The sequence below is a fragment of the Microbacterium sp. IEGM 1404 genome, assembly GCF_030056775.1.
In the GTDB taxonomy this organism is placed as follows: domain Bacteria; phylum Actinomycetota; class Actinomycetes; order Actinomycetales; family Microbacteriaceae; genus Microbacterium.
Genome location: NZ_JASHKP010000001.1, coordinates 782,003 through 799,692, shown reverse-complemented (window position 1 = coordinate 799,692; position 17,690 = coordinate 782,003). Strand labels below are relative to the sequence as shown.

At 71.1% G+C, this 17,690-nt stretch carries 15 protein-coding genes and 1 tRNA gene; 8 read left to right on the top strand and 8 right to left on the bottom strand.

The window, feature by feature from the left end:
• Positions 1–47: 47 nt before the first annotated feature.
• From hemW to lepA, 3 genes are read right to left on the bottom strand one after another with little or no spacing between them, the layout of a single operon-like run.
• Positions 48–1,265 carry a radical SAM family heme chaperone HemW gene (gene hemW, locus QM517_RS04055; protein ID WP_283285371.1) on the bottom strand — a complete coding sequence of 406 codons (1,218 nt, stop codon included), beginning with the start codon at positions 1,263–1,265 and terminating at the stop codon, positions 48–50.
• A complete protein-coding gene (locus tag QM517_RS04050) occupies positions 1,265–1,909 on the bottom strand; it encodes a DUF1990 family protein (RefSeq protein ID WP_077051533.1) in 645 nt (214 codons plus the stop codon). Before QM517_RS04050 ends, hemW begins: the two co-directional genes overlap by 1 nt.
• Before the next feature lie 25 nt (positions 1,910–1,934).
• Positions 1,935–3,779 carry a translation elongation factor 4 gene (lepA, locus tag QM517_RS04045; RefSeq protein ID WP_077051534.1) on the bottom strand — a complete coding sequence of 615 codons (1,845 nt, stop codon included), beginning with the start codon at positions 3,777–3,779 and terminating at the stop codon, positions 1,935–1,937.
• Positions 3,780–3,857: 78 nt separating this feature from the next.
• Here lepA and QM517_RS04040 point away from each other — a divergent pair, with 78 nt between their 5' ends.
• Positions 3,858–4,580: an alpha/beta hydrolase gene (locus QM517_RS04040; protein WP_283285370.1), complete on the top strand. Its 723-nt coding sequence runs from the start codon at positions 3,858–3,860 to the stop codon at positions 4,578–4,580.
• A gap of 119 nt (positions 4,581–4,699) precedes the next feature.
• Positions 4,700–4,960, top strand: coding sequence for a 30S ribosomal protein S20 (rpsT, locus tag QM517_RS04035; protein WP_077051536.1), 261 nt, complete (start codon positions 4,700–4,702; stop codon positions 4,958–4,960).
• A 198-nt stretch (positions 4,961–5,158) separates the two neighbouring features.
• On the opposite strand, the gene holA is transcribed toward rpsT, so the two are convergent.
• From holA to QM517_RS04020, 3 genes are all read right to left on the bottom strand, one after another.
• Complete coding sequence (holA, locus tag QM517_RS04030) at positions 5,159–6,196, bottom strand: DNA polymerase III subunit delta (protein ID WP_283285369.1); 1,038 nt, start codon at positions 6,194–6,196, stop codon at positions 5,159–5,161.
• Positions 6,197–6,333: 137 nt separating this feature from the next.
• Positions 6,334–8,640, bottom strand: a complete 2,307-nt coding sequence (locus QM517_RS04025; protein WP_283285368.1) for a ComEC/Rec2 family competence protein — start codon at positions 8,638–8,640, stop codon at positions 6,334–6,336.
• Positions 8,637–9,257, bottom strand: coding sequence for a helix-hairpin-helix domain-containing protein (locus QM517_RS04020; RefSeq protein ID WP_283285367.1), 621 nt, complete (start codon positions 9,255–9,257; stop codon positions 8,637–8,639). The genes QM517_RS04025 and QM517_RS04020 overlap by 4 nt, the downstream gene beginning before the upstream one ends.
• A gap of 108 nt (positions 9,258–9,365) precedes the next feature.
• Here QM517_RS04020 and QM517_RS04015 point away from each other — a divergent pair, with 108 nt between their 5' ends.
• Entirely contained in the window at positions 9,366–9,866 is a 501-nt protein-coding gene (locus QM517_RS04015; protein WP_283285366.1) for a DUF2087 domain-containing protein, read from the top strand.
• Positions 9,867–9,930: 64 nt separating this feature from the next.
• Here QM517_RS04015 and leuS read toward each other — a convergent pair whose 3' ends face one another.
• Together leuS and pabB are read right to left on the bottom strand one after the other, a co-directional pair.
• On the bottom strand, positions 9,931–12,507 hold the full coding sequence (leuS, locus tag QM517_RS04010; RefSeq protein WP_374114653.1) for a leucine--tRNA ligase: 2,577 nt from the start codon (positions 12,505–12,507) through the stop codon (positions 9,931–9,933).
• A 91-nt stretch (positions 12,508–12,598) separates the two neighbouring features.
• Positions 12,599–13,843, bottom strand: a complete 1,245-nt coding sequence (pabB, locus tag QM517_RS04005; RefSeq protein ID WP_283285364.1) for an aminodeoxychorismate synthase component I — start codon at positions 13,841–13,843, stop codon at positions 12,599–12,601.
• A 42-nt stretch (positions 13,844–13,885) separates the two neighbouring features.
• Here pabB and QM517_RS04000 point away from each other — a divergent pair, with 42 nt between their 5' ends.
• The 5 genes from QM517_RS04000 to QM517_RS03980 all read left to right on the top strand — a co-directional run bounded on the left by QM517_RS04000 (position 13,886) and on the right by QM517_RS03980 (position 17,521).
• Positions 13,886–14,566, top strand: a complete 681-nt coding sequence (locus tag QM517_RS04000) for a DedA family protein (protein ID WP_077051542.1) — start codon at positions 13,886–13,888, stop codon at positions 14,564–14,566.
• Positions 14,567–14,571: 5 nt separating this feature from the next.
• On the top strand, positions 14,572–15,603 hold the full coding sequence (locus QM517_RS03995) for an App1 family protein (protein ID WP_283285363.1): 1,032 nt from the start codon (positions 14,572–14,574) through the stop codon (positions 15,601–15,603).
• A 190-nt stretch (positions 15,604–15,793) separates the two neighbouring features.
• Positions 15,794–16,504, top strand: coding sequence for an SOS response-associated peptidase (locus QM517_RS03990; protein WP_077052631.1), 711 nt, complete (start codon positions 15,794–15,796; stop codon positions 16,502–16,504).
• Positions 16,501–17,406 (top strand): 3-methyladenine DNA glycosylase, encoded by a 906-nt coding sequence (locus tag QM517_RS03985; protein ID WP_283285361.1) that lies wholly within the window; start codon positions 16,501–16,503, stop codon positions 17,404–17,406. The genes QM517_RS03990 and QM517_RS03985 overlap by 4 nt, the downstream gene beginning before the upstream one ends.
• 42 nt (positions 17,407–17,448) lie before the next feature.
• A tRNA-Ala gene (locus tag QM517_RS03980) sits at positions 17,449–17,521 on the top strand.
• Positions 17,522–17,690 lie beyond the last annotated feature (169 nt).

Genomic DNA, 17,690 nt, shown 5'->3' with positions numbered 1-17,690 from the left:
GAGTGCCAATTCTAGAGCACCCGCCCGCCGTGGAGCCGGAAGCGCGCTCAGGCGGTGAGGGCGCGGACGACGGCGTCGGCGAGCAGTCGGCCCCGACGCGTGAGCACGATGCGCCCGCGCACGGCATCCGGTCCTTCGACGAGGCCGTCGGCGATGAGGGATGCCACCGCCTTCCGGCCCGCGCCGAGGAGTTCGGACACCGGCAGCCCCTCGCGGATCCGGCTGCGCAGGAGCACCGACTCGAGGCGCCGTGCGGTCTCGTCCGGCCGCTCGCGTGCCGCGGCCGGCGACTCCCCCGCAGCCAGACGCTGCGCATACGCCGCGGGATGCTTCACGTTCCACCACCGGAGTCCGGCGATGTGGCTGTGCGCGCCCGGGCCGAAGCCCCACCAGTCGGTGCCGCGCCAGTACGCGAGGTTGTGCCGCGAGCGGTGGGCCGTGTCGGTCGCCCAGTTCGACACCTCGTACCAGTCGTAGCCGGCACCGCCGAGGAGGTCGTCGGCGAGCTCGTACATGTCGGCCTGCAGGTCGTCATCCGGCATCGCCACGACGCCGGAGCGGATCTGGCGCGCGAGCTTCGTGCCGTCCTCGACGATCAGCGCGTACGCCGAGACGTGATCGGGCCGCAGCGCCGTCGCCGTCTCGAGCGACGAGCGCCAGTCGTCGAGCGACTCCCCCGGTGCGCCGTAGATGAGGTCGAGCGACACGTCGAGGCCGGCGCGGCGCGCCGACGCGACCGCCGTCGCGACATTGCGCGGGTCGTGGGTGCGGTCGAGCACCGCCAGGACGTGCGGCTGCGCGGACTGCATCCCGATCGACAGTCGGGTCACCCCCGCCGCCGCCAGCGTCTCGGCGACGCGGTCGTCGACGGTGTCGGGGTTCGCCTCCACCGTCACCTCGGCACCGTCGGCGATGCCGAACTCGTCGCGCACCGCTCCCAGCATCCGTGCCAGATCCCCCGGTGGCAGCAGCGTGGGGGTGCCGCCGCCGAAGAACACGGTGGATGCCGCGCGCCGCCCGCCCGCGGCATCCATCACCCCGCCCGCCAGGCGCACCTCGGCGGCCAGCGTGTCGGCGAAGTCCTCCTGGCGCGCACCGCGGAGCTCGCTGGAGGTGTAGGTGTTGAAGTCGCAGTAGCCGCAGCGCACCCGGCAGAACGGGACGTGGAGGTACACGCCGAAGTCGGCGGCGGGATCGAGCGGCAGGTCGTCGGGCAGTCGCCCGTCGACGGGGGCCGGGTCGCCGAGCGGGAGCGGTCCGCCCATCAGGACGTGTACAGCGGCGAGATCGCCCGCAGGTACCGCTGGAACAGCGCCCGCCGGCGACGGCGCACGAGACCGAGGAAGACCCGGTACGACGGTGCCGTGGGGCGGTCGAAGGCCCGCACGACGAACCACACCTCGTCGTTGTCGCGCCACTCGACCGAGAACAGTTCCTCGCCGCTGACGATCGAGTGTCCGACCGTGCCGAGGATGTAACCCACGCGCCGCGGCTCTTCGAACACCGAGATCACGCGCAGATGGGCGTCGGCGCGGTGGCCGTCGACCTTGCCGTGCAGGCGGACGCTCGTGCCGGGGCGGACGAACGGCGTCCCGTCGGCTGCGAACCGCTGCTCGGACTCGAGACGGCTGGGGGCGATCGGGGCGCCCTCCGCGTCGAAACCGACGCCCGAGTAGCCGCCGTCGGCCGCCGGGCGCACGTCGGTGATGCTCAACTCCTCGGACCGCAGCGGTGCCCACGACAGCAGGAGCTCGCCCGCCGCGACGAACCGCTCCTCGCCGCTGCCGATCCGCCACGCGTCCTCAGCGGGGACGGAGTGCTCCGGCGGATATTGCATCAGGTCGTGCGCCTGGGTGGCGCCGACCGCCGCGTAGTCGACCGTGTCGTCGGTGAAGTTTTGCCGGCGCATGATCCACCCCTCTCGGTTGTAAGCGCTACTTCTTGGTCTCGACGTCGCCGGACAGGGCGGCGATGAACGCCTCCTGCGGCACCTCGACGCGGCCCACCATCTTCATGCGCTTCTTGCCTTCCTTCTGCTTCTCGAGCAGCTTGCGCTTACGGGTGATGTCACCGCCGTAGCACTTGGCGAGCACGTCCTTGCGGATCGCGCGGATGGTCTCGCGCGCGATGATGCGGGCACCGATCGCGGCCTGGATGGGCACCTCGAACTGCTGCCGGGGAATGAGCTTGCGCAGGCGCTCGGCCATCAGCGTGCCGTACGCGTAGGCCTTCTCGCGGTGGACGATCGAGCTGAAGGCATCCACCTTCTCGCCCTGCAGCAGGATGTCGACCTTGACCAGGTCGGCGGTCTGCTGACCGGCCGGTTCGTAGTCGAGGCTCGCGTAGCCCTGCGTGCGGCTCTTCAGGTGATCGAAGAAGTCGAAGACGATCTCGCCGAGCGGCATGTTGTAGCGCAGCTCGACGCGGTCTTCGCTGAGGTAGTCCATGCCGAGCAGCGTGCCGCGGCGCGATTGGCACAGCTCCATGACCGTTCCGACGTAGTCCTTCGGCAGCAGGATGCCGACCTTCACGATCGGCTCGGAGACCGAGGCGACGCGACCGTCGGGGTACTCGCTGGGGTTGGTGACCGAGACCGTCTCGCCGGTGTCGGTGGTGACCTCGTACGTCACCGACGGGGCGGTGGTGATGAGGTCGAGGCCGAACTCGCGCGAGAGGCGCTCGGTGATGATCTCGAGGTGCAGGAGCCCCAGGAAGCCGGCGCGGAAGCCGAAGCCGAGCGCGACCGAGGTCTCGGGCTCGTACTGCAGCGAGGCGTCGGAGAGCTTGAGCTTGTCGAGGGCTTCGCGCAGCTCCGCGTAGTCGCTGCCGTCGATCGGGTAGATGCCCGAGAAGACCATGGGCTTCGGGTCGGTGTATCCGGCGAGGGCTTCGGTGGCGGGCTTGCGGTGGTTGGTGATCGTGTCGCCGACCTTGGACTGCCGCACGTCTTTCACGCCGGTGATCAGGTAGCCGACCTCGCCGACGCCGAGACCCTTGGTGGGAACCGGCTCGGGGCTCGAGACACCGATCTCCAGCAGTTCGTGCGTCGCCGTCGTCGACATCATCTGGATGCGTTCGCGCGGCGACAGCGCGCCGTCGACCATGCGGACATACGTCACCACACCGCGGTAGGCGTCGTACACGGAGTCGAAGATCATCGCGCGGGCCGGGGCGTCGGCCTTGCCGACGGGGGCCGGGATCTTCTCGACGATGAGGTCGAGCAGCTCTTCGACGCCCATGCCCGTCTTGCCGCTCACCCGCAGCACGTCTTCCGGCTTGCCGCCGATGAGACCCGCGAGTTCGGCCGCGTACTTCTCGGGATCGGCCGCCGGGAGGTCGATCTTGTTGAGCACCGGGATGATCGTGAGGTCGTTCTCGAGCGCGAGGTAGAGGTTGGCGAGCGTCTGCGCCTCGATGCCCTGCGCGGCGTCCACGAGGAGGATCGCGCCCTCGCACGCGGCGAGCGAACGGCTGACCTCGTACGTGAAGTCGACGTGGCCGGGCGTGTCGATCATGTTCAGGGCGAACGTCTCGCCGTCGATCGCCCACGGCATCCGCACGGCCTGCGACTTGATCGTGATGCCCCGCTCGCGCTCGATGTCCATGCGGTCGAGGTACTGCGCGCGCATGTCGCGGTCGCTGACGACGCCGGTGATCTGCAGCATGCGGTCGGCCAACGTCGACTTGCCGTGGTCGATGTGGGCGATGATGCAGAAGTTGCGGATCTGCGCCGGCGGGGTGGCGGACGGCTCGAGGGGCTTCAGGGCGCGCGGTGACATGTTCCGTCGATTCTACGGGCGACCGGCGACATCCCCGTCCCGAGCCGCTGCACAGACGATGTTCGTAGGCTGGATGCCATGACGGTCCAGGTCGTGCTCGTGCACGGCATCCGGACGTCCGCGACCATGTGGCGGGCTCAGGTCGAGCACCTGCGAGAACGCGGCAACCCCGTCACCGCGGTGGATCTGCCGGGGCACGGAACCCGCCGCGGCGAGGTCTTCACCCTCGGCGAGGCGTTCGCGACGATCGACCGGGCGGTTCAGGATGCCGCGACCCGGGGGCCCGTGCTGCTCGTCGGGCACTCGATGGGCGGGCTGCTGTGCATCGACTACGTCGGGCGCGAGGATCCACCGCCGGTCGCGGCGTTCATCGCGGCGTCCTGCACCTCGATCCCGCGCGGGGTCGGGCTCGCGGCGTACCGCTTCCTCGCGCGGCGGTTCGACGGTCTGCCCGACCGGGGCCTCGGGTTGACCAACTACGTGCTCGACCGGACGCTGCCCACCGAGACGCGGCACGACTTCGGTGCGGGCGGATACGCCTTCGACGCGCAGGACACCGCGCTCGCGTCATTGTCGGTGCTCGACCTGCTGGCGGCCCTGCGTCGGATCGACGTGCCGATGTGGTTCATCAACGGGCAGTGGGATCAGCTGCGGGCCAATGAGAAGCTCTTCACGTCGATCGCGCGGGATGCGGAGGTGATCGTGGTGCCCCGCACGACGCACCTCGTCACGGCGATGCGACCGCGGGTGTTCAACGCGCTGCTCGACGTGGCGCTCACCACGGTGGAAGCGACGACCTGATAGACTCGGTCCTTGGCTTGCGTGTGGGGTTTTTCCCGACCTCCACGATCGCCGGTACAGCGCCCCTCTACCGCTCGGCCGGCACTTCCAACACTCACTCAAACGAAAGACCGTCGAACGTGGCGAACATCAAGTCGCAGATCAAGCGCAACAAGACCAACGAGAAGGCGCGCGAGCGCAACAAGGCCGTCAAGAGCGAGCTGCGTACGCACGTGCGTCGCACGCGCGAGGCCGTCCTCGCCGGTGACAAGGAAGCCGCCGAGAAGGCGCTCGTCCTCGCCGGCAAGAAGCTCGACAAGGCCGTGAGCAAGGGTGTCATCCACCAGAACCAGGCCGCGAACCGCAAGTCGGCCATCGCGAAGCAGGTCGCCGCTCTCTGAGCCGCATCCTTTCGACAGCCCGTCCCGCATCGCGGGGCGGGCTTCGTCGTTTCCGGGCCTGGGGTGCGGTGCGGGTTTGGGGCGCGAGATTCTGTTCGGGGCGAGGAATGCCGCGCCCCAGACGGCCGATCCCGCCCCAAACCCTGGCCGCCTCGGCCAGCTCGGCCTCGTCGGACCCGCGATCAGAGTCGGGCGCGGTCAGCGGCCGTAAGGCTGGCGGGTCGCGATGATCGTGATCATGCGCTCGAGGGCGAAGACCGCGTCGCGCGAGGCGCCCTTCACCTCGGCGTCGGCGCGCGCGGTGGCGTGGATCGCCATACCGAGGGTCGTGGCGCTCCAGCCGACGAGGTCGCGGCGCGCGCGGTCGACCTGCCAGTCCTTCATGCCGAGGCGCTGTGCCAGCGCGCCCGACGATTCGCGGTTGCCGGCGACGCGCGCCATCGTGCGCAGCTTCATCGCGACCGCAGCGACCAGCGGGACGGGGTCGGCTCCGGATGCCAGGGCGTGCCGCAGCGCGAGGAGGGCCTGGCCGTAGTGACCGGCGATCGCCGTGTCGGCGACGGTGAACGCCGAGGTCTCGACGCGGCCGCCGTAGTAGCGCTCGACGGTGCGCTCGTCGATGTCGCCGGGGACGTCGGCGATCAGCTGCTGGCACGCGGCCGCGAGCTCGGTGAGGTCGTCGGCGAACGCCGAGACGAGAGAGCGCAGCGCGACCGGGGCGATCTTCTTCTGCGCGGCCTTGAACTCGCCGACGGCGAAGTCGAAACGGTCGGAGTCGCGCTTGATCGCGGGGCATGCGATCTCGATGCCGTTCCCCTGGCCGGCACGGATGGCATCCAGAAGCTTCTTGCCGCGCACGCTCGCGCCGGTGTGCCGCAGGACGACGGTCGCCCCGTCTTGCGGGTGCTCGAGGTACGCCAACGCCTCGGTGAGGAACGTGTCGGAGCACTTCTCGACGCCGCCGACGCGCACGAGGCGCGGTTCGCCGAACAGCGAGGGGGACGTGACGCCGAGCAGGGTTCCGGCGGTGTAGTCGTCGGCGCGGACGTCGGTGACTTCGAGGCTCGGGTCCTCGCTCTTGAGGAACTCGCGGACGCCCGCGATCGCGCGCTCGGCGCACACCTCTTCGGGACCTGAGACGAGCACGATCGGCGCGGGCTGCGGGGTGCGCCAGCCGATCTGCGGGATCGCCGACTTGGCCTTCGCGGGGGCGGAGCGTCGGGGTGCCGGGGTCACTCCCCCAGCCTACCGACCGGGTCGGACACGGATGCCGGGGCGCGGCCCCTCCCGGCGGTGGCCGTTCCGCGCCCGTAGGTTCGCGGCGCCGGCACGGCCGCGCCCGGCGGGCACCCGGCCCCGCAGCGCCCGCGCGATCACGGCGCCCGCTGGCGCCACAGCGTCAGCTTCCCTTCGTCGCCGCGCCAGACCGCGAGGATGCCGTCGGTGTCGGTGCGGGCAGCCACCGTCCCATTCGCCCGCAGGATGTCGAGCAGATGCTCCGTCGGATGCCCGTACGTGTTCCCCGCGCCGACGCCGATCAGCCCGAGGTCGGCGTGGAGACGCTCGTAGAGGGCGGGGTCCTGGTCGGCGCTGCCGTGGTGGGAGACCTTCACGATCTCGACGCGGGGGACGTCGACGCGGCGGAGCAGGGCGGCTTGGGGCTCGGCACCGAGGTCGCCGAGCATCACGGTGCGGGGGAATCCCGTGCCCGTGACGTCGATCGCGACGCTGGCGTCGTTGCCCGGCTCCGTGCCCGGCAGCGGGCCGAGAGCCTGCCAGCGGGTGTCGCCGACCTGTCCCGTCATCCCGATCGTGGCGGCGATCACGCGGGCGCCACCGGTACGGAACCGATCGAGCAGCCTCTGGTCGGCGGCTTCGCCGGTGGGTCCGTGCACCACGGCGTCCGCCTTCCCGATGATCGCGGCGGACCCACCGACGTGGTCTTTGTCGAAGTGCGTGAGGACGACCAGGTCGAGGCGATCGATCCCGAACGTCTGAAGGCACGCGGCGAGCGGTTCGGGCTCGGGGCCGGTGTCGACGAGCGCGACGGCGTCGCCGGAGCGCCAGAGCGTGGCATCCCCCTGCCCGACGTCGCACATGGCCACCTGCCATGTCGTCGGCACGGTGAGCGGGCCCGCGACCGTGCGGATCGTGCTCGTCCCCCCGGCCGCGCCGACGAGGATCGCGACGACCAGGGTGGCGAGCGCGGTCAACCGCGGCACCCGCCGCGGGCGCGTGACCGCGACCGCGATCGCGGCACCGACCACGGCGAGGAGGGCCGCACCCGGGAGACCGTCCGGCCAGGGGAGGTTCTGGGCCGTCGACGACGCCGTCGTGTGCGCGACGCCGGCGATCCACGCGGCGGGGATCCACGCCAGAGCCGTCAGCCCGTCGCGCAGCCACGGGAACGGCGCGACGCACGCGAGCGCTCCGGCGATCGTCGCGGGCGCGGCCGCCGGGTCGGCGAGCAGGTTCGCCGCGATGCCCAGCAGCGGCACGTGCGGGTCGATCAGCACGATGAGCGGGCCGCACACCAGTTGTGCCGACGTCGGCACCGCCAGGGCGAGGGCGAGGGGGCGCGGCATCCATCGTCCGAGTCCGTCGGCCAGAGGTCGGGCGAGCACGAGGAGAGCGGCGGTGGCCGCGGTCGACAGCGCGAAGCCGAGGGATCGGCACAGCCACGGGTCGGCGATGAGGAGTGCGGTGACCGCGGCGGCGAGGACGGCGATCCCGACGGTGGGTCTGCCGAACCCGAGGGCCAGGATGCCGATCGCGCTCATCGCCGCGGCCCGCACCACGCTCGGCTCGGGCGTGACGAGGACGACGAACCCGGCGAGCACCAGGAGGGCGCCGGTCACCCGGACCCAGCGACGCGCACCGCACGCGGCCAGGAGTGCGAAGGCCGTACCGACCGCGAGGGCGCAGTTGGCTCCGGACACCGCGGTGAGGTGTGAGAGCGAGGACGCTTTCATCGCCGTCTCGGTGACGGGGTCGAGGCTCGACGTGTCGCCCACGGCCAGCCCGGGGATGAGACCGGCGCCGGGTTGCGGTAGTCCTCGGGTCGAGGCGACGAGCCCGTCGCGCAGATCCTCGAATGCCGCCCACACGCCTCGCGGCGGAGGGGCGTGCTCCACGTCGTCGGCCCGGAGCACGAGGATCGCCCGTTCGGCCGGATCGGCCGGGATCGCGCGCCCGGACACCACGACCTCGCTCCCCTGCCCCGCGGCGGACAGACGCTCGCGCTCCTCGGCGTCGACACCGATCCGCGCGGGAATCACGCCGCGCACGGTGATCTGGCCCGCGGAGACGCTCGTCACCGTCGCGTCGAACCACGCCCCGCCGTCGGCGCTGCCCGACACATGCCCGGTGACGGTGGCGGTCACGCGCAGATGACGGCCCCCGTTGACCTCGAGGTCGGCGACGGCCTGGCGCGTGGGGGCGAGCGCGGCGACGGTCCCTCCCGTGGCGGCGGCGCACGCCAACGCGACCGTCGCGACCAGCAGAACCGGGTGCCGGAACCGGACGAAGACGGCGCCGACGGCCGCGGCGGCCAGACCGAGGCCGACCGCCACCGGCCCCGCCTCCGGCGTCGCGGTCGTGACGGCCGCCGCGATCCACGTGCCGACCGCCACGGCGACCGTTCGCCACGCCCGCCTCCGGAGGGCCTTCCGCTCGCTCATACGCGCACCAGATCGCGCAGGCTCGCGAGCATCTTGTCGCCGATGCCGGGAACCGATCCCAGGTCGTCCACGCTCGTGAAGCGGCCGTTCTCCTCACGCCAGGCGAGGATGCGGTCGGCCAGTGCCGGACCGATTCGGGGCAGAGCGTCGAGTTGCTCTCGCGTCGCGGTGTTCAGGTCGAGCGGACCGGAAGCGGCGGTGCTGCCGCCCGCCGACGCGGTCGTCGGCTCGGCCCCCACGACGGGGACGACGATCTGCTCGCCATCGGTCACCGTGCGCGCCAGGTTCACCCCGTCCCGGGCGGCGTCGTCGGCGAATCCGCCCGCTCGGGCGATGGCATCCGCGACCCGGTCGCCGACCTCGAGCCGGTAGAGGCCGGCCGCGCGGACGGCACCGGCGACGTGCACGTACACGCCGGCGGCGGGTGCCCCGCTCACGTCCGGCGCCGGTGTGGACGACGCCGTCACCGTCTCTGCGCCCGTTGCGCCGCGGAAGATCCCGATGCCCACCGTCACCGCGAAGGCGAGCAGCACCAGCACGATCACGGCCCCCACGCCGAGCCGCCGTCGCGGAGGCAGCCGGAGCGACGGCGGATCGGTGTCGGGGACGGTGGCCACCCGAGCACGCTACGAAGTCGGACCACGGGCCCGGAGCCGAGGAGCCCCGAACGGTGGACAGCCCGCGGAATCAGTCCGCTGGGGAGGACTCGCGCCTAGCCTGGAGGGATGAACGAGAACGCCTGGCGCGCCATTCTCGCCGCGCTGGCCGACGACTCCGCCCGCGAGGTGTACGCCCGCGTTGTCCTCGGTGAGTCTGCCACCCCCACCCTCGACGCGCTGACGCCCGCGCGCGCCCGCCGGGTCGTCTCGGCGCTCACCTCGGCCGGGCTCCTCACCGAGACGCCCGAGGGCTACTCCGCCTCGCCGGCGGTCTTCGCCGACGCCCTGAAAGCCGCACCCCGTGCCGCACGCCCGACCGGCGTCGACCGGTTCTTCACCGACGGCCGCCTCACGGACTACCCCTCACGGGCCGGCGACCGACGCGAAGTCCTCGCCGCCGTGGCATCCCGGGTCCTCGCCGACGGCGAACGCCTCACCGAGCGCCAGATCAACGACCGGCTCGCCGACATCGTCGACGACGTCGCCGCGATCCGCCGGTACCTGGTCGACGAGGGCCTGATCGAGCGCACGCGCTCCGGTACCGAGTACGCCCTGGCGCGTTCCTGAACGACGGATGCCACGCCCCCGCGCTCCGCAGAGCGTCAGGGGACGTGGCATCCGGAACGACGAACTACTTCGTCGAGAAGCTGACCACCTTGGGCGGACGCACGACCGCACGCACGATCTCACGGTCGCCCAGTGCCCGCCGCACCTTCTCGTCGGCGCGGGCGGCGGCCTCCAGCGCGTCGGCGCCGATCTTGGCCGAGACCTCGAGCGTGCCGCGCACCTTGCCGTCGATCTGCACGACCGCCGTCACGGTGTCTTCCACGAGCAGCGTCGGGTCGGCCTGACGCCAGGTCTGCAGGCCGACGAACCCGTCGTAGCCGAGCGTCTGCCACATCTCCTCCGCGGTGTGCGGGGCGAACAGGTCGAGGGTCATCGCGATGACCTCCGCCGCTTCGCGGACGGCGGGGTCGCTCGTGCCGGCGGAGCCGTCGATCGCCTTGCGGGTGGCGTTGACGAGCTCCATGAGGCGCGCGACGACGACGTTGAACTTCGTCTGCTCGATGAGGTTCGGCGCCTCGGCCAGCAGGCGATGCGTGACACGGCGGAGAGCCTGATCGCCCTCGGCCCACACCACGTCGGTCTCGCTGTCGACGTCGTGCGCGATGCGCAGGGCGCGCGCGAGGAACTTCGCCGCCCCCGTGGTGGAGACGTCGTTCCAGTCCTTGTCGTCCTCCACCGGGCCGGCGAAGGCCAGGGCGACGCGCAGCGCGTCGGCGCCGTGGGCGTCGAGCTCCTCCTGGAAAAGCACCAGGTTGCCCTTGCTCTTGGACATCTTCGCGCCGTCGAGGATCACCATGCCCTGGTTGATCAGGCTCGAGAACGGCTCGGTGAACTCCACCAGGCCCATGTCGAACAGCGCCTTCGTGATGAAGCGCGCGTACAGCAGGTGCAGGATCGCGTGCTCGACACCGCCGATGTAGAAGTCGACCGGACCCCACTTGCGGGCCTCGGGCAGCGAGAACGCCTCGTTGGGGTCGTTGGGCGACAGGAAGCGCAGGAAGTACCACGAGCTGTCGACGAACGTGTCCATCGTGTCGGGGTCACGCAGCATCTTCTGGCCGGTCTCGGGGTCGGTGACCTCCACCCAGTCGGTGGCGGCGCCCAGCGGCGACGAGCCCTTGGGCTTGAGGTCGAGGCCCTCGACCGACGGCAGCACGACGGGCAGCTCGTCCGCGGGCACGGGCACGATGGTGCCGTCCTCGGCGTGCAGCATCGGGATCGGCGTGCCCCAGTAGCGCTGACGCGAGATGAGCCAGTCGCGCAGACGGTAGGTCTTGGCGGCGCGGCCCACGCCGTTCGCCTCGAGCTCCTCGATCATGCGCGCGATCGCGTTGCGCTTGGACAGGCCGTTCAGCGACCCGGAGTTGATCATGCGACCGTCCCCGGTCAGCGCGACACCGGTCTTCGCGGGGTCGAGGTCGTCGACGTCGCCCAGCGGGTCGATCGGCACGCCGTCCTCGTCGAGCTCGATGACCGGGATCGCACCCGTGACCGGGGCGTTCGTGTCGACGACGACCTTGACGGGCAGGTCGAACGCGCGGGCGAAGTCGAGGTCGCGCTGGTCGTGCGCGGGCACGGCCATGACGGCTCCGTGACCGTAGTCGGCCAGTACGTAGTCGGCGGCCCAGATCGGCAGCTTCTCGCCGTTGATCGGGTTGATCGCGTAGTGGCCGAGGAACACACCGGTCTTCGGACGGTCGGTGGCCTGCCGCTCGATGTCGGTCGCGCGCTGCACCTCCTGCAGGTACGCCTGGAACTTCTGCCGCACCTCGATGTCGGCGGATGCCGCGAGCTCGGCCGCGAGGTCGGATTCGGGCGCCACGACGAAGAACGTCGCGCCGTGGAGGGTGTCGGGACGAGTGGAGAACACCGTGATCTTCTCGGCGCGGCCCTCGATCTCGAAGGTGATGTCCGCGCCGATGGAGCGACCGATCCAGTTGCGCTGCATCTGGATGACCTTCTGCGGCCAGAACCCCTCGAGCTGGTTCAGGTCGTCGAGCAGCCGGTCGGCGTAGTCGGTGATCCGCAGGAACCACTGGGTCAGCTTCTTCTTCACCACGACCGCGCCGCTGCGCTCGCTCGTGCCGTCGGGCAGCACCTGCTCGTTGGCGAGCACCGTCTGGTCGACCGGGTCCCAGTTCACCAGCGCGTCCTTGCGGTACGCGAGGCCCTTCTCGTACAGCTTCTGGAACAGCCACTGGTTCCAGCGGTAGTACTCGGGGTCGCTCGTGTGGAGCACCCGGCTCCAGTCGAAGGAGACGCCGTAGTCCTTCAGGCTCTCCTTCTGCTGCGCGATGTTCGCGTACGTCCACTCGACGGGGTCGGCCCCGCGCTTGATGGCCGCGTTCTCGGCGGGCAGGCCGAACGAGTCCCACCCGATGGGGTTGAGCACGTTGTAGCCGCGGTGGCGCCAGAAGCGCGCGACGATGTCGGAGTAGAGGTAGTTCTCGGCGTGCCCCATGTGGAGGTCGCCCGAGGGGTAGGGGAACATCGCGAGCACGTACTTGCGCGGACGTGTGTCGCCGTCGCCACCGGCGCGGAACGGGTCCTTCTCGGCCCACGCCTGCTGCCACTTCGCCTGGATCGCATGGGGGTCGAAGCCTCCGTCGACGGACGGCACGGAAGGAACGTTCTGTGACACGGGTGAGACCAATCGTGAAAGTCGGGAGACCACAAGGGCCAACGTCCAGGCTACCGGACCCCGCGACACGCCTTCCGGCGCCGGCGGGCGCTCACCATCCGGGCGGGACGACCGCGCCGACGGCGGCGAGCGGAGCCCGCGCCTTGATCCCCACTTCGGCGACCTCGGATGCCGCGACCGACCGCCACGTGATCCCTCCGCCGGCGCCGACCCAGGTGGCATCCGGCTCGAAGACGATGCTGCGGATGACCATCGCGAGGTCGGCCGCGCCGTCGTCGCCGATCCACCCGAACGCGCCGGAGTAGACCCCGCGCGGGGCGCCCTCGAGGCCCGCGAGGATCTCCATCGCCGACGCCTTCGGGGCACCCGTCATGCTCCCGGCCGGGAACGTCGCGGCCACGAGGTCGCCGATCGTCGTCCCGGGGCGGAGGGTGCCCGAGACCTCGCTGACCAGCTGATGCACCGTGGGGTACGTCTCGACCTCGAGCAGCCGGTCGACGCCCACCGACGACGGCTCGCACACCCGCGACAGGTCGTTGCGCATGAGGTCGACGATCATGACGTTCTCGGCGCGCTCCTTGGCATCCGTCCGAAGGTCGTCGGCGAGGGCGCGGTCGTGAGCGGGGTCCGGATGCCGCGGGCGCGTGCCCTTGATCGGATGGGTGTGGACGCGGCCACAGCGCACCTCGAGGAACCTCTCGGGTGACGCGCTCACGAGCGCCGTGTCGCCCTGCCGGACGAACCCGCCGTGGTGCGACGACGCCTGCCGTCGCAGGCGGCGGAACGCGGCGAGGGCGTCGGCGGTCCCCGACAGCCGGAAGCGGGTGGTGAGGCACAGCTGGTAGGCGTCGCCGTCGGCGATGCGCTCCCGGCAGGCCGCGATGAGATCCGCGTACTCCTCGGGTGTGTGGCGCGCGGATGCCGCGCCCCGGTGTTCCGCCTCCGGGACGGCCGGAGCGATCCCGGCGCCGTCCGCGGTGTGCGCGAGTTCTTCCGCGGAACCTGCCGCCGAGAACGCCCAGACACGGCGCGCGGCGTGGTCGAACGCGAGCCACTCCTCGACGCGGAGCCACGCGGGGACGCCCTCGTACGAGATCCAGCCCACCCAGCCGCCGCGGAAGGCGGGACCCTCGTGGTCCTCGTGGGCCGTGGCATCCACCGCCAAAGGCTCTGCGCCGGGGACGGGATGCCCGGTGCCGAGGTAGCTCCAGCCCGATGACGCGTCGGGGCCCGCGTCGAGCCAGAACGCGTGCGGTGCGGTGGCGAACAGGGTGGAGAAGACGTCGTCGGGGTCGCGCCACCGCGGCAGGGCGACCGGGGAGACAGAACGCGGCACGCTCCCAGGCTAGGCCGCGCGGACGCCCGTAGGCTGAGCGAGGTGAACGAGATCCTCACGTGGCTGCTCGACGTCGTCCAGAACGTCGACCCCGTGGTGCGCACGCTCGTCGCCGGAGTCGCGATGATGCTGGAGACCAGCGTGCTGGTCGGTCTCGTGGTCCCCGGCGACACCGTCGTCATCGTCGCGGGCACGGCGATCGCGTCACCGCTGGAGGGGATCCTGCTCGGGGTGGCCGTCGTGATCGGGTCGCTCGCCGGCGAGAGCCTCGGCTTCTGGCTGGGACGCTACTTCGGTCCGCGCATCCGCGCCTCCCGTCTGGGGCAGAAGCTCGGCGACCGCAACTGGGAGCGTGCCGACCGGTACCTCCGCCGTCGCGGGGGCCCCGCCATCTTCCTGTCACGCTTCCTCCCCGTGCTGCATTCCCTCGTGCCGCTGACGGTCGGCATGAGCGGCTACCGCTACCGACGTTTCCTGGCGTGGACGGCGCCCGCGTGCATCGTCTGGGCCGGCCTCTACATCACCGTCGCCGCCACGGCCGCGGGTACCTATCGCGAACTCGCCGACCGCATCCACTACGCCGGGTACGTCTTCGTCGGGATCATCGTCGTCTTCCTCCTCCTGGTCTACATCGGCAAGAAGGTGTTGGAGCGCATCGAGCGCCGGCATCTCGCCGAAGAGCACGACTCCCTCGAACCGGCGGGCGACGACGTGAAAGACTGAGCGGGATGCCTCGCTCCCCTCGCGCCAAAGTGCTCTGGTTCGCCCGTCTGGAGTACCGCTTCCATGCCTGGCGCGAGCGTCGCGCGCGGGCTCGCGGTCTCCGCCCCTCCGTCACCGGTTTCCCGGGATACGGGACCGAGGAGTGGGTTCGCGTCCTGGGCCGCGTCCTCATCGCTCCCCCGGTCAAGCGCACGTCCACCGGCGACTTCGCGAGCCTGAGGGGATGGCGCAGCTTCGCGGCGGTCCCGGTCGGGTACGCCCAGGTCACGGTGACGATCGAGGGGGTCGCGCACGAGGTCGTCGCCGATCGCGGCGGCGTCATCGACGCGAAGCTCCCCGCGTCGCTTCCTCCCGGATGGCAGACCGTGACGATGACGGTCGAGGGCAGCGAACCGACCGAGACCCGGGTGTTCGTCGTCGGCTCGGACGTGCGTTTCGGCGTCGTCAGCGACGTCGACGACACCGTCATGGTCACGGCGCTCCCCCGTCCGCTGCTCGCCGCCTGGAACTCTTTCGTCGTCGACGAGCACGCCCGCCAGCCCGTCCCCGGCATGGCCGTGATGCTCGAGCGGCTCTCGCGTGAGCACCCCGGCGCCCCCGTGATCTACCTCTCCACGGGCGCGTGGAACGTCGCGCCGACGCTCACGCGCTTCATGCGCCGCCACCTCTTCCCCGCGGGCGCATTCCTGCTGACCGACTGGGGGCCGACGCACGACCGGTGGTTTCGCAGCGGCCGCGACCACAAGGAGGGCAACCTCCGGCGACTGGCCACCGAGTTCCCGAACGTGAAGTGGCTCCTGGTCGGCGACGACGGACAGCACGACGACGCGATCTACACGCAGTTCGCGATCGAACACCCCGAGAGCGTGGCCGCCGTCGCCATCCGGCGCCTGCTCCCCGCCGAGGCGGTGCTCGCCGGTGGTCGCACAGCCGTCGACGACCACTCGGCCGCCGACGTGCCGTGGGTCTCGGAATCCGACGGCGCCGGACTCCTCGAGCGGCTCGAGGACGTGGGCGTCATCGCCGGCGACGCCTGACGCCGCCGCGGCCGCGGCCGCGAGACTGCACCTGGCTGACGAACCCACTGCAGCCTGCAACGGAGATGTCAGGCGCGTGCTGTCTCAGGGCACAGACCGCGCCGCCGGACGGCTCGGCCGGGCGATCCGCGCCGGCCGCAACCCCACCCGCACCGCCGCCGATGTCGGAACCCCCGCGTACGGTGGAGGCATGTGCGGTCGATTCGTCGTGGCCAATGTGGCATCCGAGCTCGTGGGGGTGCTGCGCGTCGACGTCGAGACCGATGAGCTGCCGCCGCCGTCGTACAACATCGCGCCCACGGCATCCGTGGCTATCGTGCTCGACTCGGTGAAGACCGAGCCGCCCGTGCGGCGCCTCGAGGTCGCACGGTGGGGGCTCGTCCCCGGCTGGGCGAAAGACGTCAAGATCGGCGCGCGGGCGTTCAACGCGCGGTCGGAAGAGATCGAAGACAAGCCGATGTTCCGCAACGCCCTGATCAAGCGTCGCGCGGTGATCCCCGCCTCCGGCTATTACGAGTGGAAGACCACCGAGGCGGGCAAGACCCCGCACTACATCCATCCCGCCGACGGCTCGCCGCTGTTCTTCGCCGGGCTCTACGAGTGGTGGAAGGATCCCGCCAAGGCGGAAGACGACCCGACTCGCTGGGTCCTCAGCTGCACGATCCTCACGCGCGACGCGATCGGCCGCCTCGGGTCGATCCACGACCGGATGCCGCTGTTCATGGACCCCGACTTCGCCGACTTCTGGCTCGACCCGACGACCGAGAACGTCGGCGACATCCTGGATGCCGCGGTCGACGCCGCCCCCGACGTCGCTGAGACGCTCGACGACCATGTCGTGTCGTCCGCGGTCGGGAACGTCCGCAACGACAGCCCCGACCTCATCGAGCCGGTCGAATGACGACGCTCCTCGAGACGGACGTGCTTCCGCGCGCGGAGTGGACCGCGCGGGCGGACGCGCACGCCGAACGCGCCGACGCGCTGACGGCCGCTCACCGCGCCCGCGCGTCCCGGGGGCAGAAGCATCCGGTCGAAGACTTCCTCTTCACGTACTACTCGTACAAGCCGGCGATCCTTCGACGGTGGCATCCCGGTCCCGGCATCGTGCTGGCCGAGGCCGACGAGCGCGCGTCCTGGCGCTGGTACCGGGTCGCGCCGGAGGGGACGGAGGTGGATGCCGAGGCGTTCCGTCGCGACCGCGGTTCGCTGTACCGCGGCGTGGTGAACCTGCTGCGGGCCACCGCCGCCCGCCCGGCTCAGTTCGGGTGCTTCGGGCTGCACGAGTGGGCCATGGCCTACCGCGCCGACGAGGTGCGCCACGCGGTGCCGTTGCGTCTCGGGCGCGACGGCACGAACGCCGTGGTCGAGGCGCACGATCTCAAGTGCACCCACTTCGACGCGTTCCGGTTCTTCACGCCCGAGGCGGTTCCGCGCAACCGGACCCCGCTCGCCCGCGAGGGGCAGATCGACGTCGAGCAGCCCGGATGTCTGCACGCCGGCATGGACGTCTACAAGTGGGCGGTGAAGCTCGGCCCGCTCGTGCCCGGCGAGATCCTGCTCGACGCGTTCGAGATGGCACGCGACATCCGCACGCTCGACATGGAGGCGTCGCCCTACGACCTCGCCGACTGGGGCTACTCCCCCGTCGCGATCGAGACCCCGGAAGGCAAAGCGCAGTACGTCGCCCGTCAGCGCGCCCTGAGCGAGCGTTCGCAGGCGCTGCGGACAGCGCTCGTCGCCGCGGTCACGGAGGGCGACGACACGCCCGGTGGAGCCGATTTCCTGCGCCTGGAATCCGTGTAGTAAGCTCATGGAGTTGCCTCGAACGGGGCGAAAACAGAAAACGGGCCTGTGGCGCAGCTGGTAGCGCACCTGCATGGCATGCAGGGGGTCAGGGGTTCGAGTCCCCTCAGGTCCACCGAATCGAATGCCCCGCGAGTGATCTCGCGGGGCATTCTGCGTTTCCGGGCGCCTTGCAGTATTCGGAGTCCGAACACGCGATCGCCACGTCCACCGTCACGGAATGGGTCGAAACGCCGAACGACGCCCGCGTGCGGACGGGGGTGTCGTTCGTCTCGCAGAGAAGC

Bases quoted from the DNA above. Each gene is read 5' to 3' on its own strand.
- QM517_RS03985 (WP_283285361.1), top strand. From the start codon at position 16,501: ATGACGACGCTCCTCGAGACGGACGTGCTTCCGCGCGCGGAGTGGACC.
- hemW (WP_283285371.1), bottom strand. From the start codon at position 1,265: ATGGGCGGACCGCTCCCGCTCGGCGACCCGGCCCCCGTCGACGGGCGA.
- QM517_RS03995 (WP_283285363.1), top strand. From the start codon at position 14,572: ATGCCTCGCTCCCCTCGCGCCAAAGTGCTCTGGTTCGCCCGTCTGGAG.
- QM517_RS04025 (WP_283285368.1), bottom strand. From the start codon at position 8,640: ATGAGCGAGCGGAAGGCCCTCCGGAGGCGGGCGTGGCGAACGGTCGCC.
- QM517_RS04040 (WP_283285370.1), top strand. From the start codon at position 3,858: ATGACGGTCCAGGTCGTGCTCGTGCACGGCATCCGGACGTCCGCGACC.
- QM517_RS04050 (WP_077051533.1), bottom strand. From the start codon at position 1,909: ATGCGCCGGCAAAACTTCACCGACGACACGGTCGACTACGCGGCGGTC.
- lepA (WP_077051534.1), bottom strand. From the start codon at position 3,779: ATGTCACCGCGCGCCCTGAAGCCCCTCGAGCCGTCCGCCACCCCGCCG.
- QM517_RS03990 (WP_077052631.1), top strand. From the start codon at position 15,794: ATGTGCGGTCGATTCGTCGTGGCCAATGTGGCATCCGAGCTCGTGGGG.
- QM517_RS04015 (WP_283285366.1), top strand. From the start codon at position 9,366: ATGAACGAGAACGCCTGGCGCGCCATTCTCGCCGCGCTGGCCGACGAC.